Source organism: Rahnella inusitata (genome assembly GCF_965118895.1).
Taxonomy (GTDB): Bacteria; Pseudomonadota; Gammaproteobacteria; order Enterobacterales; family Enterobacteriaceae; genus Rahnella; species Rahnella inusitata_A.
Genome location: NZ_CBCPJJ010000001.1, coordinates 278,367 through 293,369, shown reverse-complemented (window position 1 = coordinate 293,369; position 15,003 = coordinate 278,367). Strand labels below are relative to the sequence as shown.

17 protein-coding genes are annotated in these 15,003 nt (G+C 56.1%); 11 read left to right on the top strand and 6 right to left on the bottom strand.

All coding sequences use genetic code 11. The features are described from left to right. Window positions 1-38: 38 nt before the first annotated feature. Both ACMHLI_RS01300 and ACMHLI_RS01295 read left to right on the top strand, forming a co-directional pair. Window positions 39-707, top strand: a complete 669-nt coding sequence (locus ACMHLI_RS01300) for an AzlC family ABC transporter permease (protein ID WP_413527918.1) — start codon at window positions 39-41, stop codon at window positions 705-707. After that, complete coding sequence (locus ACMHLI_RS01295) at window positions 704-1,027, top strand: AzlD domain-containing protein (protein WP_413527917.1); 324 nt, start codon at window positions 704-706, stop codon at window positions 1,025-1,027. The genes ACMHLI_RS01300 and ACMHLI_RS01295 overlap by 4 nt, the downstream gene beginning before the upstream one ends. Window positions 1,028-1,104: 77 nt before the next feature. Here the strand turns inward: ACMHLI_RS01295 and ACMHLI_RS01290 are convergent, their stop codons facing one another. Continuing rightward, window positions 1,105-2,466 (bottom strand): APC family permease, encoded by a 1,362-nt coding sequence (locus ACMHLI_RS01290; protein ID WP_413527916.1) that lies wholly within the window; start codon window positions 2,464-2,466, stop codon window positions 1,105-1,107. Window positions 2,467-3,084: 618 nt separating this feature from the next. Here ACMHLI_RS01290 and ACMHLI_RS01285 point away from each other — a divergent pair. After that, window positions 3,085-3,885 carry an AraC family transcriptional regulator gene (locus ACMHLI_RS01285; protein ID WP_413527915.1) on the top strand — a complete coding sequence of 267 codons (801 nt, stop codon included), beginning with the start codon at window positions 3,085-3,087 and terminating at the stop codon, window positions 3,883-3,885. 15 nt (window positions 3,886-3,900) lie between these two features. Here the strand turns inward: ACMHLI_RS01285 and ACMHLI_RS01280 are convergent, their stop codons facing one another. Together ACMHLI_RS01280 and ACMHLI_RS01275 are read right to left on the bottom strand one after the other, a co-directional pair. Beyond that, window positions 3,901-4,539: a LysE family transporter gene (locus ACMHLI_RS01280; protein ID WP_413527914.1), complete on the bottom strand. Its 639-nt coding sequence runs from the start codon at window positions 4,537-4,539 to the stop codon at window positions 3,901-3,903. After that, window positions 4,536-5,828 (bottom strand): hypothetical protein, encoded by a 1,293-nt coding sequence (locus tag ACMHLI_RS01275; RefSeq protein ID WP_413527913.1) that lies wholly within the window; start codon window positions 5,826-5,828, stop codon window positions 4,536-4,538. The genes ACMHLI_RS01280 and ACMHLI_RS01275 overlap by 4 nt, the downstream gene beginning before the upstream one ends. Window positions 5,829-5,987: 159 nt before the next feature. On the opposite strand from ACMHLI_RS01275, the gene ACMHLI_RS01270 reads away from it, so the two are divergent. The 4 genes from ACMHLI_RS01270 to ACMHLI_RS01255 all read left to right on the top strand — a co-directional run bounded on the left by ACMHLI_RS01270 (window position 5,988) and on the right by ACMHLI_RS01255 (window position 9,601). Continuing rightward, a complete protein-coding gene (locus tag ACMHLI_RS01270) occupies window positions 5,988-6,647 on the top strand; it encodes a DUF1345 domain-containing protein (RefSeq protein WP_413527912.1) in 660 nt (219 codons plus the stop codon). Window positions 6,648-6,800: 153 nt separating this feature from the next. Beyond that, window positions 6,801-7,619, top strand: a complete 819-nt coding sequence (locus ACMHLI_RS01265; protein ID WP_413527911.1) for a transporter substrate-binding domain-containing protein — start codon at window positions 6,801-6,803, stop codon at window positions 7,617-7,619. Next, window positions 7,619-8,443 carry an amino acid ABC transporter permease gene (locus ACMHLI_RS01260; protein WP_413527910.1) on the top strand — a complete coding sequence of 275 codons (825 nt, stop codon included), beginning with the start codon at window positions 7,619-7,621 and terminating at the stop codon, window positions 8,441-8,443. Before ACMHLI_RS01265 ends, ACMHLI_RS01260 begins: the two co-directional genes overlap by 1 nt. A 27-nt stretch (window positions 8,444-8,470) precedes the next feature. Continuing rightward, window positions 8,471-9,601 (top strand): aminotransferase class I/II-fold pyridoxal phosphate-dependent enzyme, encoded by a 1,131-nt coding sequence (locus ACMHLI_RS01255; protein ID WP_413527909.1) that lies wholly within the window; start codon window positions 8,471-8,473, stop codon window positions 9,599-9,601. On the opposite strand, the gene ACMHLI_RS01250 is transcribed toward ACMHLI_RS01255, so the two are convergent. Then, entirely contained in the window at window positions 9,602-10,483 is an 882-nt protein-coding gene (locus tag ACMHLI_RS01250) for a LysR family transcriptional regulator (protein WP_413527908.1), read from the bottom strand. 116 nt (window positions 10,484-10,599) lie between these two features. Here ACMHLI_RS01250 and ACMHLI_RS01245 point away from each other — a divergent pair, with 116 nt between their 5' ends. After that, on the top strand, window positions 10,600-12,132 hold the full coding sequence (locus ACMHLI_RS01245; protein ID WP_413527907.1) for an MFS transporter: 1,533 nt from the start codon (window positions 10,600-10,602) through the stop codon (window positions 12,130-12,132). Here the strand turns inward: ACMHLI_RS01245 and ACMHLI_RS01240 are convergent. Continuing rightward, window positions 12,111-12,887, bottom strand: a complete 777-nt coding sequence (locus ACMHLI_RS01240; RefSeq protein WP_413527906.1) for an ElyC/SanA/YdcF family protein — start codon at window positions 12,885-12,887, stop codon at window positions 12,111-12,113. The genes ACMHLI_RS01245 and ACMHLI_RS01240 overlap by 22 nt on opposite strands. 256 nt (window positions 12,888-13,143) lie before the next feature. Next, entirely contained in the window at window positions 13,144-13,275 is a 132-nt protein-coding gene (locus tag ACMHLI_RS01235) for a hypothetical protein (protein ID WP_413527905.1), read from the bottom strand. Window positions 13,276-13,312: 37 nt separating this feature from the next. On the opposite strand from ACMHLI_RS01235, the gene ACMHLI_RS01230 reads away from it, so the two are divergent. The 3 genes from ACMHLI_RS01230 to ACMHLI_RS01220 all read left to right on the top strand — a co-directional run bounded on the left by ACMHLI_RS01230 (window position 13,313) and on the right by ACMHLI_RS01220 (window position 14,986). Further along, complete coding sequence (locus ACMHLI_RS01230) at window positions 13,313-13,858, top strand: spore coat U domain-containing protein (protein WP_413527904.1); 546 nt, start codon at window positions 13,313-13,315, stop codon at window positions 13,856-13,858. Window positions 13,859-13,926: 68 nt separating this feature from the next. After that, the gene (locus ACMHLI_RS01225; RefSeq protein ID WP_413527903.1) at window positions 13,927-14,442 is read left to right on the top strand and encodes a spore coat U domain-containing protein; all 516 of its coding nucleotides are present in this window, start codon (window positions 13,927-13,929) and stop codon (window positions 14,440-14,442) included. Between the two features lie 13 nt (window positions 14,443-14,455). Beyond that, complete coding sequence (locus ACMHLI_RS01220; RefSeq protein WP_413527902.1) at window positions 14,456-14,986, top strand: spore coat U domain-containing protein; 531 nt, start codon at window positions 14,456-14,458, stop codon at window positions 14,984-14,986. Window positions 14,987-15,003: the final 17 nt, after the last annotated feature.

The window sequence follows — 15,003 nt, the reverse complement described above, 5'->3', positions numbered from 1 at the left end:
TCATTATAATGATTATTCGTTCGTTATGGGATTAAATTATGCGTCAGCGACTCTTTTCTCCGCTCGGAAATGATGTGGTGAAAGCCATCTTTCTGGTCTGTCTGGCCGACGGTCTGGTCGGTATTTCTTATGGTTCTCTGGCGGTTGCCGGCGGCTTCCCGCTATGGGTGCCTCTCACACTCTCTTTGCTGGTACTCGCCGGTGCCTCGGAGTTTTTGTTTATCGCCATTGTCGGTGGAGGCGGCAGCCCGTTCGCCGCCGCGGCGGCCGGATTGCTGGTGAATGCGCGACATTTGCCGTTTGGTATTGCGGTCAAAGATCTGGTCGGCCATAAGCACCTTAGCTGGCTCGGCTGCCATATCATGAATGACGAAAGCGTGGTGTTCGGGATTTCCCAGCCGACGCATGAAAAGCGCAAAACGGCGTACTGGCTGTGCGGCGCAGGTATCGCGCTGTTCTGGCCGGTCAGTGTTATCGCGGGCGCATTTATCGGGCAATTTATTCCTGATATTAAGGCTATCGGGCTGGATGCGGTTTTCCCCGCCATTCTGCTGGCGCTGATATTCCCGGCACTGAAAAATCGCCGGACACTCATCCCCGCGTCGACCGGTGCGCTGATTTCGGTAGCGGCGGTGCCGTTCGTTCCCGCCGGTATGCCGGTGCTGTTTTCGCTGCTGGGATTACTGACCTGGAGAAATAGAAAATGACGCAGCAAACGCTCTGGGTTGCCGGTATTGCCGTGCTGGCCGCCGGAACCTTCCTGATGCGCGTAGCCGGTTACCGTCTGGGCTCGCGCCTGAATTTATCCCCTGCAACGCAGACGATGCTATCAGACTCAGCAACGACGCTATTGCTGGCGGTTGCCGCCACAACTGCGCTGTTTGAAGGCGCGCAGTTTGCCGGATTCGCCCGCGTGACCGGCGTCGGCGTGGCGCTGTTTTTAGCATGGCGAAAGGCGCCGCTGATCGTGATTATTATCGCGGCGGCAGTGGTAACGGCTTTCCTTCGGCTGGCAGGAATAGCGTGACAGAGGAAAAACAAAAAGAGCGACGCATTGTGAAATGAGTCGCTCTTTATTTTTAGCCACTGTATCTGCCGAAAGCCTTACGCCACATCCTCATACTGCGGCACCGGATTGCGGAAGCTTTTGGTTACGCAGGCCAGATAGACGAAACCGACCGCGCCCCAGATAAGCCCCAGGATCATCGAGCTTTCTTCCAGATTCACCCACAGTGCGCCCACCGTCAGCGCGCCGCACATCGGCAGGAACAGATACTGGAAGTGATCCATAAAGGTCTTGTTGCGCTTCTCACGGATCCAGAACTGCGAAATCACTGAAAGGTTAACGAAGGTAAAGGCCACCAGCGCACCGAAGTTAATCAGCGCCGTTGCCGTGACCAGATCGAAGTTAATCGCCATCAGCGCAACCGCGCCGACCAGAATCACGTTAAAGGACGGCGTGCGCCATTTCGGATGAATATAGCCAAAGAAGCGTTTCGGGAAGACGCCGTCGCGGCCCATGACGTACATCAGACGGGAAACGCCAGCGTGTGCCGCCATGCCGGAGGCCAGAACGGTGATGCTGGAGAAAATCAGCGCGCCGAACTGGAACGCCCTGCCCGCGACCTGCAACATAATTTCCGGCTGCGACGCATCCGGGTTTTTGAAGCTGGAGATGTCCGGGAAATAGAGTTGCAGGAAATAGGTTGCAGTGATGAAAATCGCGCCGCCAATGAGCGCCGTCAGGAAAATCGCCCGTGGAATAACGCGCCCGGCATCTTTGGTTTCTTCCGAAAGATTGCTGATACCGTCAAAACCGGTGAATGAGAAACACAAAATCGTCGCGCCGGTAATCAGCGGTACAGTATGCGTATTCTCACCCCAGAACGGTTTAGTGCTGGTCAGCGTGCCATAACCGGTGCCGTGATCAACGCCGTAAATCACCATGCCGGTGATCACCGTTATCAGGATAATCTGCAACACCACGACCAGCGTATTAATGTTGGCAACGGTTTTAATACTGCGCAGATTCGACAGGGTCATAAAGCCGACCAGCACCACGACAAATATCCACGACGGCACCGAAGGCACCAGCGCTTCAAAATAGATTTTTGCCAGCAGAATATTGATCATCGGCGCGAATAAGTAATCGAGCAAAGACGACCAGCCGACCATAAATCCGACCACCGGATGAATAGATTTTTGTGCGTAGGTGTAGGCCGATCCCGCCGAAGGATAGCGGCGCACCAGCTTGCCGTAGCTCAGCGCAGTAAACAGGACCGCAATCAGGGCGAAGGCGTAAGCCGTCGGCACATGGCCGTCGGTCAAACCAGAGACAATACCGAACGTATCGAACAGGGTCATAGGTTGCATATAGGCCAGGCCTATCATCACAACCGGAACCAGCGTAAGTGTTTTACGCAGCTCCACGCGGGAAGTGCTACCTGAGATGACGTTATCTGACATGATTTTTAATTCCCATGACGGAGAACGCCACATAAAGAGAGTGATGCACCATTTATGTTTCCTTGCGACATGACTGTCGGTATTTGAAAGTAAATATCTATCCGGTACGAAGCCCGGCCTCTGGTTTTTGAATGTTTTCTTGTAAGAAGAATGTGTTCTTAAATGACGTCAAAACGGGTTATCCCCGTTTTGCGGGGCGCATATTTTGCCTTATTAATAGCCGAAATGACAAGCCGTTGAAGGCCAAACGCAGGCAATAAACAAAATACGCAGCGAAATCTGGCACGTATTGCCACATTGCTTTTTCTGCGGGTTTATAAATTGTTTTTGGGATGTAAAACAAAAGGCGCTGGCGGGTTATTCGTTTTATAAAGCGGCGACAATGGCTATTAAAAAATAACGATTAAGCCTGTTGATTAACATTTACGCCTCACAAAACCCGGCCAGCGCATCACCGGAGAGGTATGGGCAAAATCCTAAAATTCCGGTTGGTGCGCTCTTTTACGTGTTCAGAGTTTACAAAAACCGGACATGTAGCAAGAATGAAAAGGATTTGATCGAAAAAATCGAAAATAAGAAATGCCTGCTTTTTCGCCGCAATGAATTCTGGGGTGTTACGTGTCTCTTTCAATTTCTGAATGGACGATGGCTAACGATATTGAGTGCTCGCATCTGACCGCGAGTAACTCCTCATTCCCGCGTCACACCCACGACGAATATGTGATTAGCGCCAATCTGACCGGTACGGAAGAGATCTGGCTGCACGGCAAAACCGAACTGGTTCGCGCCGGGGAAATCACAATTTATAATCCTTCGACCGTGCAATCCTCACTGTTTGGCGATGAGAAAGTCGAATTCCTCAGCGTACATATTCCCCAGTCGTTGCTGCGACAGGTCTCGGTTGATCACAATCTGCGTTCCGATCACTGCGCGCCGGTGCTGACCGAAGGCGTGCTCAGTAATCCGGCGCTGTTTTCCGCGCTGCGCCATTACAAACGCACCCTGAACGACGACGATCAGGAACAAAACTTATTGTGGCTGCTGGGCGCGTTGCTGGAAGAACCGGCGAAAGAGCAGGAGCAGTCGCTGCGGCCTGTCACGCTGGCGCTGGATTTCATGCGCGATCACCTGACCCGCAAGATCCACCTCGACACGCTGGCGCAGGTCAGCGGGCTGAGTAAATTCCATTTTGTGCGGCTGTTCCGCCAGCACATCGGTATGCCGCCCTTGCAGTACCACATGCAGTTACGGTTGCTGGAAGCCCGCAATCAGCTGCGTAAAAACAACAATGCGCTGGACGTGGCTATCAGTCTCGGTTTTTACGATCAAAGTCACTTCATTAATACCTTCCGCAAAATGATGGGGATCACTCCCCATCTGTATTCGCAGTCGCTGCATGCCTGCGGTGTACGCAGTTAAGCGATCCATTGACGCCTATACCAAAATAAATTCGCGGTAACCGGAGATAACCACGTAAATGGCGAAATACGAGAAGATCGCCGCCGAGGCGACGTAGGAATATTTCAGCATTTTAGTGCCCAGCATTTTCCCGCCCCAGCTGCCGACGCAGCACAACACCACCGTCCAGAATACGCCAGCAATAAAAAAGCCGGTCAGGAACCATGAAGCATTCGCCGTACCGCCCTGCCCCATGCGGGAAATCAGCGCGCCGCCGACCGCCGCAAACCACAAGATCGCCGTCGGTGACGACATCGCCAGCACCACGCCGCGCCCGAAATTACGCATCACTGAGCGCGGCTGGCCGTTATCGCTGGCGGACATATTCTCTGCCGGTGCCAGCGCTGCCCGGATCATTTTGTAGGTAAACCACATCAGCATCAGGGAACCGCCGACCCACAACACCCAGCGTACACTCTGGTATTGCAGCAAAATCGTCATCCCTGCCAGCGCCAGCACCGCGTAAATCAGGTCACCGATACAGGTGCCGATCCCCAGCCAGAAACCGTGAAAATAGCCGCGCTGCATCGCCAGCGTGATCATCGCAATATTGGCGATGCCGATGTCCAGACACAACGACAGGCTGAGCAAAAATCCATTGGAAAACGGCATCATAGCGGGACTCGCTTGATCAGCTGGTTGTACTCGATCATGTCGTTAGTGGTGCCCAGGCGCGCCATCAGGATCTCAACGTCTTCAGGGTTGGTGTGCGGGCAATGCTGCTGCATAAAGGCTTTCGCACGCTCAGTATCTCCACCCAGCAGTTCTTCGCTCATCAGCCGCGTCAGGCTGGCCATCTGGGTAAAGAACAGCTCAGGGTGAAAACCGATGGTCTCTGCCGACAGCTCAATGCAGCCGTGTTCACGCAAATAATTGAACTGGATCCAGGCCGCTCCGGCGTCGGGGTAACTCGACGGCCCCCGGCGCAGATAGCGCAGGATCTCGAGGAAGTAGATCCGCGCCAGCACGTTACGGTCGAGCTGTAATCCATCGGCGACCTGCGGCGTCAGGCACATCAGCAATCCGAACTGATCGGCCAGCGCTTCCTGCACCATCATCGATCCCCAGCGATCAATCTTGCTGAGCTTCGGAAATACATTTTCGTTACGCACCAGCGAATGCCCGAGATCGTGCCCGCGGAACCAGGCGATCAGATAACGCTGGCAAACGCGGCTTTCCGGTAAATCGTCTTCCGCCCAGCCGAGATTCGCGGCTTCGGTACGAGAAAACATCTCGAAGAGTTGCAGGTAGGTATTGGCAAATACCACGGTGCGTTTGACCGGCGAATACTTCAGCCCCTCGTCCTCCGGGAAGAAATAGGCAAAGTGTTTCGGGTAAGTGTTGGCTTCTCCGGCAATGCCGAAGAGGTTGATTATCTTGTACGCACAGCCCGGCAGCGCCAGCAGATCGGCAGCGATTTCTTTTTGCAGAAACAACAGGCTTTGCGGAAACAGGCTGTCCATCACGTCTGAGATTTCCTGCAACATCGGCGCGGGTTCGCCGAACCACGACGAGTAATAGCTTTGTTTTGATTTTCCCACCCACGTCGAAGTCTTGCCGATGCCCAGCACAAGCTGCTGCTCATCAAGACCGGCAATTTGCGGCAGCACGGTTTTACTGCACGAATCATCCGCCAGCATTTCGGCGCGCAGGAACAGGCCGCGACGGGTATCAGGATCGTCAAACAGCGGCGCTAAGCGGAAACACTGGATCGCCATTTCCTCGCGCAGCGCATCGAGCAAACGGCTTTCGCAGGCGGCCTCCAGCTGATTGATGGCCTCGGTCAGACGCAGGCAATAGTGAAGGGTTTGCACCGCTTTAGGATTGATATTTTCCGGGACATCCAGATCCATCATCGAAACCTGGTATGCCGTCGCAGACGGCCAGAATGACGTAGTAAACATGATTTCAAATCCTGAGTGCGGGTAGAGAGGTAAACTCACTACATCACTCCCGCCACACCGGGTATTGGAAGAAATTGCGCAGCAGCTAAGAAGTGCCAAGCCTGCGATCAACGACTACAGTTGAGTCATCCGTTTCCTCTTTGCTAAGCGCTTAACACCATGAGCTTTTCTCTCAAACATTATCTGCAGGTGCGCTCCCGGTTGCTGATATCTGTTCTGGCCGGGGTGGGCTGTTTTTTTCTTCTGCCCGCCCATCTCGGGCTGTTACAGCGCCTGCTGATCGGCTGGAACGTGCTGGCGTGGCTGTATCTGTTTTTCCTGTGGTTTCGCATGCTGCGCACCGAGGCAAAAAATATTCCGCACATCGCCAAAACGCAGGATGAAAGCGCCACGCTGGTGCTGAGCATGGTGACGATCACCTGTCTGGTGAGCATTCTGGCAATCCTGATGGAGCTCGGTTCGCTCAAAGATCTGACCGGTACACCGCGCGCGCTGCATATTCTGCTGACCGCCACGACGCTTATCGCCTCATGGGCGTTACTGCCGACGTCTTTCGCCATGCATTACGCCCATCACTATTATCTGCGCCTCAGCAAAGACGTGACGCCGATGATTTTCCCTGAAAAGCCAGAGCAACCTGGCTACTGGGATTTCCTGTATTTTTCCTTCACCATCGCCGTGGCGTCGCAGACCGCCGACGTGGAAACCGGCACCACCGATATGCGCCAGATCGCGCTGTTGCAGTCGGTGATTTCGTTCGTCTTTAATCTGGCGATTTTGGGGTTGTCGATTAACGTGGGGGCGGGATTGTTAAACTAAGCGCGCAAAGCAATTCACTGTTATCCGTGGAATTTTCCGCACAGAATACTATAAGCCATAAAACAGCGATTTTAGACTTCTATACGTCTAAAACTTAGTGTAGGTTTTTACAATATTTCCCCATTTTGGTTACGTTTAAGGAAAGATTTGCTTATGCGCACTTCGTTTGTTGCCCTGACACTCCTTGCCACTACGCTGTTTTCTGCCGCCCCCTTTGCAGGCACCACGCTGGATCGCGTCACCAAAACCGGCGTCCTGCGCAATGCCATCGTCAACGATTATCCGCCATTTGGTTTTATCGATGACAATAACCAGCTGGCCGGTTTTGACGTCGACGTGGCAAAAGCCGTTGCACAGCGCATGGGCGTGAAGCTCGAACTGATCGCACCGGGCTGGGAAACCATCGTCGGTGGCAAATGGCAGGGCCGCTGGGATAGCTGTATTTGCTCGATGACGCCAAACACCGAACGCGCCAAAGTGCTGGATTTCCCGACGCCGTATTACAATTCCCCGGCAGTGCTGGTGGTGAATAAGAAAGATGACCGTATCAAATCCGCCGCTGACCTGAGCAACAAAAAGATTGGCGTCGGTATCGGTTCGACTTACGAAACGTATCTGCAAAAAACGCTGGTGATCCCCGGCAGCAAACCGATCGTCTTCCCGTTTGATAACGTGCAGGTCATTCCAAGCGATGAAGAAGTGGCGTTCCAGAATCTGGCGCTCGGGCCGGGCGTGCGTCTTGACGGCGTAGTCTCCGATTTAGCCACTGCCAATGCGCGTATCAAGCGTGCGCCGGTATTTAAAATTGTCACCGAGCTGTATGCCGAACCGAACTGGGTCGCAACCGATAAGGGCGACGCCGAGTGGGATAAGAAAATCGCTGACACCATTAAATCTCTGCGCGACGATGGGACGCTGGCCAAAATTTCCCAGCACTGGCTGGGCGAAGACATTACCCACGAGGTGCCGTAATGCCACAAATGCCGGACAGCCAGCCGAAGGTTGAAATGCCCGAACCCTGGCATCGCGCGCACGCGTTTACTTTCAAAACCGGGCTGACGTGGGTAATTTTGCTCAGCCTGCTGATCGGCACCTTCAGCAAGATGGGGCTGGACTGGAGCCTCATCAGCCAAAAATTGCCGTTCCTGCTCGGCCTGCGCCTGTCGCCGGACGGCTTTATTCAGGGCGCGGCGCTGACCATCATGATCACCGCCTGCTCGATGTTTTTCTGCCTGCTGATCGGCCTGATTACCGCACTCGGGCGGATGTCCAATAACGCGCTGGCGTTCGGCTGCGCGACGTTTTACGCCTCGCTGTTTCGCGGCACGCCGCTGCTGGTGCAGGTGCTTATTATCTATCTGGCGCTGCCGCAGTTCGGGATTGTGCTTGGCGCGCTCAGCTCAGGCATTATCGCGCTGTCGATGAACTACGGTGCGTATCTGGCTGAAACCATCCGCAGCGGCGTACTCTCGGTGCCGCGCGGTCAGCAGGAAGCCGCGCTGGCCCTCGGCGTCTCGCGCTGGACGGTGGCCGTCCACGTCACTGCCCCGCAGGCGCTGCGCATCATCATTCCGCCCGCCGGTTCTATGTTTATCTCAATGCTGAAAGATTCCTCGCTGGTCTCGCTGATGGGGCTGTGGGAGCTCAACTTCCTGGCGCAATCGTATGGCCGCAGCACCTACCGCTACATGGAAATGCTGGCCACCGCCGCCGCGATTTACTGGATTATGTCGATTGTCTTAGAGCTGTTGCAAAGCCGCCTTGAACGCCGTTTTGCGCAGGGCCATCGCCGCTAATTTCGCCACTTTTATTACGGATACGCCATGTCTTTTCCTGAAGATTTTCGTTTAATCAGCTATCTCTCACGGCTGGAACACGCCGTCCGTTTTCCGCTTTCCTCTTCCTACCCTGAATCGATGAGCATCGATACGCTGTTTGAACTGGCGGGAAAAGAGCATCGCGCGCCGTTTATGCAAACGATGCTGGATTATCCGCCGCTGCGTGGTACGCCGGAATTGCTCGAAGCCATCGCCGCCACTTACCGGCAGGTAACGCCACAGCAGGTCATCAGCTTTGCCGGTGCCGACGAAGCCATTTACGCCAGTTTCCAGATGCTGCTCGAACCGGGCGATCACGCGGTGGTGATCACGCCAAATTATCAGTCGCTGGAAAGTGTGCCGATGTCGCGCTGCGACGTGACCGGCGTGGCGCTGGATGAGAATAACGACTGGGCGCTGGATACGGCAAAAGTCCGTGCGGCGCTGCAGGCGAATACCAAAGTGCTGGTGATTAACTTTCCGCATAACCCGACCGGTGCACTGATTTCGCGGGTGCAGCTGAACGAACTGATTGCGATGTGCCGCGAACGCGGGATCTGGATTTTCTCCGACGAAGTGTATCGCCTGACCGAGTTTGACCCGGCGGATCGCCTGCCGCAGCTGGCGGACGTTTACGAGCGCGGCATTTCGCTCAATGTCACCTCGAAAGCTTACGGACTGCCCGGTCTGCGCATCGGCTGGGTGGCCTGTCAGGACGACGCGTGGATGCAAAAGCTTGAACGCATGAAGCAGTATCTGTCGATCTGCAATTCCATGCCCGGCGAGTTCCTGACCACGATTGCGCTCAACGCCCGCGCGCCGATCCTCGAACGGGTGATGGAGCGCTCACGCAGCCAGCTCGCGGCACTCACCGCTTTTCTGGCGCGCTATCCGGACAGGTTCCGTCTCGCCGTGCCAAAGGCCGGTGTACTGGCGTTCCCGCGCTATACCGGGCCGGAAGGTGCAGAAGTCTTCGCCACAAGACTGGTGGAGGAAGCGGGGGTGATGGTCATTCCGTCCGTCACCTACGCCTCAGAGCTGAACCCGGTCTCAGAAGATTTCCTGCGCATCGGTTTTGGCCGCGCCAATCTGGATCAGGCGCTGGTGGAAATGGGCAAATGGCTGGATAAACAGTGATCAGCACAGCACCTGTTTTTCCGTCAGAAAATCGATAAATACCCGCACCTTTGGCAACATATGGCGGCTGCTTGGCCAGACCACCGAGAACTTGCCGCCCTCTTTCAGGTGCGGCTCCAGCACAGAGATCAGTTCGCCGGAGGCCACATAGTGACGCACGATAAACTCCGGCACATACGCCAGCCCCAGCCCCTGCAACGCTGCCTGCAAAATGGATTCCAGATTATTGCTGCTCAGCGCCAGCGGCAGCTCCGGCGGGATCGGGCTGTTGGTCGCCCATTCCTGCCACTGACCGGTGCCCGGAAAACGGTAACGCAGGCAGGCGTGATGTTGCAGGTGTTCCGGTATCTGCGGTGCGGCATGTTGCGCGAAGTACTGCGGGCTGCCGACAATCGCAAAGCGAAAAGGCCCCAGACGGCGGGACATCATCTGTGAACTGATCAGCTCACCGCTGCGGATAGCGATATCAAACCCTTCATCGATCACGTCTACCATCCGGTCGCTGAAATCCAGATCCAGCTCCACCTGCGGATAACGCAGGCGGAATTCCGGCAGATGTGGCAGCAGGATCCGGTAACCGATGGCCGGTGCCGTGATGCGCAATTTGCCGCGCGGCACGGCGGAGATGCGCACCAGCTCCTGCTCGGCCTCTTCCAGCTGCGCCACAATGTTCTGGCAGCGCTCGAAAAACAGCTGGCCTTCATCGGTCAGGCTGATGCGCCGCGTGCTGCGGTTGAACAGCCGCACGCTGAGCTTTTCCTCCAGCCGCGCCACGCTTTTCCCCACCGCCGACGCCGAAATCCCCATCCGCTCCGCTGCCCCGGCGAAACTTTCGTTTTGCGCCGCACGTACAAATGCCAGTAATCCGTTGAGATTATCCATTTTTCCTCACTCCCTCATTCGAGCGTTTTAGTCCTGAATCATCGGACTTTAAGCCTGTTTCCGCCAGATTACCGACAATTTATCATCACTGTTATATACCACTACGGGACACATTTATGAATACATCCTCAATGCATCCGGCGGGCAGTCTCAGGGTTCTGGTGACGGTTTGCATCGCGGCGGTGATCCTGCCGCTGAATTTTGTCAGCGGCGCGGTGGCGACGCCTGCCATCGCCCGCGAACTCGGCGGCAGCGCGCAGGCGCTGAGCTGGGTCACGAATTCCTTCATGCTGACGTTCGGCTGTTTCCTGATGGTCGCCGGTGCGCTGGCCGATGAAATTGGCCGTAAAAAAGTCTTTATCGGCGGGGTTTCACTGTTTGCACTGCTTTCCCTGTTGCAGGCGTTTAGCAGCAGTCTGCTGTGGATTGATCTGCTGCGCGCCGCACAGGGTGTCGCCGCCGCTGCCGCGCTGGCCGGAGGTGCCGCCGCACTGGCGCAGGAATTTGACGGCGCAGCCCGCACCCGCGCGTTCAGCCTGATGGGCAGCAGTTTTGGCGTCGGGCTGGCGTTCGGGCCGTTTCTCTCCGGCGCGCTGATCGCCCATTTCGGCTGGCGCGCGGTGTTCTTTTCCGCGACGGTAATTGCCGTGCTGGCGCTTATCACCGGCGCGTCAAAAATGCGCGAGACGCGTAATCCGCAGGCGTCCGGTATCGACTGGCCGGGTACGGTGTCTTTTACCGCCATGCTGGCGCTGCTGACCTGGGCGCTGATGGCCATTCCGCAGTACGGTCTTCGAAGCCCGCAGGTACTGGCGCTGCTGGCTGGCGCCGCCCTGCTGCTGGGCATGTTTGTGTGGGTCGAGCTGCGCGTGAGGCAGCCGATGCTGGATTTATCACTGTTCCGCTACGTGCGCTTTATCGGCGTACAGGCGCTGCCGCTGGCGACCGGATTCTGCTTTGTCGTACTGCTGGTGATTCTGCCGATGCTGTTTATCGGCGTGAAAGGGCTGAGCGAGGAACGCGCCGGGCTGATGATGATGGCGCTTTCCGTGCCGATGCTGGTGGTTCCGCTGCTGGCGGCGTGGCTGACGCGCTGGATCTCCGCAGGCGTGCTCTGTACCTCGGGGCTGGTGATTGCCGCCGCCGGGCTGGGCTGGCTGAGTCAGGCGGTTCTGGCAGAAAACGTGACGGCGATGATCGCGCCAATGCTGTTGATTGGCCTCGGCACCGGCCTGCCTTGGGGGCTGATGGATGGCTTATCGGTGAGTGTGGTTCCGAAAGAACGCGCGGGGATGGCGACCGGGATTTTCAGCACCACCCGCGTGGCCGGTGAAGGAATTTCGCTGGCGATTGTCGGCGCGATCCTTGCCTCACTGAGCCACAGCGCGCTGGCGGCGCATTTTACCTCCGGCGACCTCAGTCAGGCAGCGCAGCGGCTGGCAACCGGGAATCTGATGGTGGCGCAGCAGCTGATCCCGCAGGCCAGCACGGCGCAGCTTCAGCAGTTATATACCGCAGCGCTGCATCCGCTACTGCTCTGCCTGATGGCGATCACGCTGTTTTCGGCGCTGGTGGTGTTGCTGGCGCTGAAAGGCAATCAACAGGAAAGCGAGGCCGCGCCCGCCGGTCAGAACGATCTGTCACCGTAACCGGCTTCCAGTACCGGAAGCAGCCGGGCATAGGTTTCTTCAATCTCCGCCGGTATTTCCACATTCGCAATAAAGCCCGCCCCGCGCGGGCCATACCCGCCGGGTGAATTGCGCAGACGCGGAATTTCGCCCAGCAGCAGGGAGGCAAAACGCGGCAGCGACCACAGGCTTTGATTATCGCAACCGGCAAACCGCAGCCCGTCACCGTCCCGCTCAAGCTGCGGAATAAGCACCGGCCAGCTGGTGAAGGTGATATCCGGCCGGTCGCGCCAAACGTGACGGAAACTGGCGTCGGTACGCAGTTGCATCAGCGGATCCTGCGTCAGCAAGATGTGCGCAGATACATCGCCCGCCAGCCCGAGCACACGCCGCGCCTGCACGGCATTGTCGCCGCAGTTGGTGGAGACGGTTTCCAGCAGCATTTGCTCAGGCAACAGGTCGAAACACTGCACGCCGATATCTCCTAACACGTCGGCTTCGCTGCGGCCAGCCGTCGCAATGTGCTGATAACGCGGGTGCTGTTGCACGGCGTGATACAACAGTTCAGTCGAATGGCCGATACCTCCGGCGATCAGCAAACGTGAAACCCTGCCCTGCATCAGCGCCTGAAATGCGGCTTCGGCGGTGGGTAAAATGGCGTTTCCGAGCAGGATCAGCAGCGTTGGCTGGCCCGACGGGCCCTTTCCCGAGGTCTGGTCCAGAGAGAGAAATCGCGCCAGCCGGTTCATATCGTCAATCACAGCGTCAGAAAACATCACAGCCTCCGTCTGATAAAGATGATTATCATAAACCTATAACACTACTCAAAAAATGGTTAAAAAACCTCACCTGTCACATGAGGAACGCTAATCATTAAATATAAAAAATGTCATTTTATCGGGATAAAAATTCACTAATTTTGTTTTTATGGTGTTTTTATCCTTATTAGACAAAATCACGTAAAGATCTCCTTAAGGTAAATTTATTAACTTATATTTAACCTTAACGGCCGATTTCATCATGTTGTTTGGGTCAGGGATCTTTTCCAGGTTTGTGAGAAATACGAATCCCGCCTGTTTTGTCGCCAATAATTGTTTTTTTAGCTGCTTTGATTGCTTTATGACCACCAGAGGATTTCCACATGCCGTTGTGAAGCGATGGCATGAATGCACACCAGTGTAAGCAGGTATTGGGAGTCATCATGGGCGAAAAAAATTCTTTATTACTGGCTGTTCTGGCCGCGGCAACGTTAACACTGACCGCAGGCGCACAGGCAGCCGGGACATTAACAGGGCAAGTGGGCGTTCAGTTGACCATCAGCACCGGTTGTACCGTCGGTAACGGCACCGCCACCGGCGGGACTAACCAGTGGGGTACTTTGAACTTTGGTAATTACGCGGATTTAACCAGCGTAATCAACGGGACAGTGCTTGGCGCCAACGGCACCAGCGCGGTGACCGTCACGTGTAGTACCGGTCTGAGCCCGACCCTCTCACTTAACGGCGGCCTCGCCGCAGCCGGCGGTTTGCGTACCATGACCTCCAGCGGCAACAGCATCCCTTATCGTCTCTATTCAGACACCGCACGTACCACCGAAATCGCGATCAATACGCCGATCACCCTCGGGACGGGCACCACTGCGCAAAACATTCCGATTTATGGTCGCGTACTGCCTGCTGACCAGACCAGCACTACACCGGCTGCGGGAACTTACAACGATACGGTCGTCGCCACCCTTGCCTGGTAATTCGCTGACACGTCAGGACTGAAAAGTCCTGACGGTTGGAAAGAGGGTCAGTCAAGGAAGGAATGGTCATGGACATCAAAGTACCGTTGTTGCCAGCCCTGATTGTGCTGCTATGTCAGGCGGCTATCCCGTCTGCGTATTGTGCGACGCTGGGGATAACCGCGACGCTGCTGCCTGCCTGTACGGCGGGCACAACGGTGGGCAGCAACACCACGTTCGGTACGCTCAATTTTGGTAACTACGCCACCCTGTCCAATGCTATCAACGTCACCAGCGCCCAGCTGGCGGGGTCGATTCGTGTGAACTGCGTCAACGGGCTGAGCTACAAAATCCTGATGGACGGCGGTACTGCGGGCAGCGTGACCGCCCGTAAGATGGCTAACACGACCAACAGCGCATTAACGGTGGGCTATAACCTCTATACCAGTGCGCCGCGCACCACGATTTGGGACAACATCACCGGCGTTAGCGGCACGGGTTCCGGCGCGGATCAGTGGTATCCGGTGTATGGCCGGGTGCCGATGCAAACGACACCCGCCGCCGGTGTGTATACGGACACGGTCAATGTTACCGTCAGCTGGTAGCGGGAGCCGCAAAATGTCTGAATGCGCCCTCTTCCTGCTGGCTTCGTTGTCATTCCTCTTTTCCCCTGTCTTGCTGGCAGCCACCGCCACGAGCAGCTTTACCGTCAACGCTACCATCACCAACGGTTGCGCCTTTGGTACATCCCTCAGCAGCCCGGTCACCAGCCTCGGCACCATCAACTTTGGATCTTTCGCTTCCATTCCCACCAATGTCGATGTGGTCAGTACCTCAGGCGCGGGTTCCGTCGTCGTGACCTGCACGCCCGGCGCGACGGTGGCGATTGCCATGGACTACGGCACCCACGGTGGTTCGGCGACACAACGTTACATGGCCAACAGCGGTGCTACCGCCACGCTGGCTTATCAGCTTTATCAGGATTCAGCGCATACCAAGGTGTGGGGAACCGCTGCGCTGGCGATGACCGTCAGCAGCTTTCCGGCCACAACACAAACTTACCCGGTCTATGCCCGGTTGTTTTCCTTCACGACGTCACCCACAGCGGGCACTTACACCGACACGGTGACCGTGACATTAACTTATTGAATCATCAGGATGTGAAC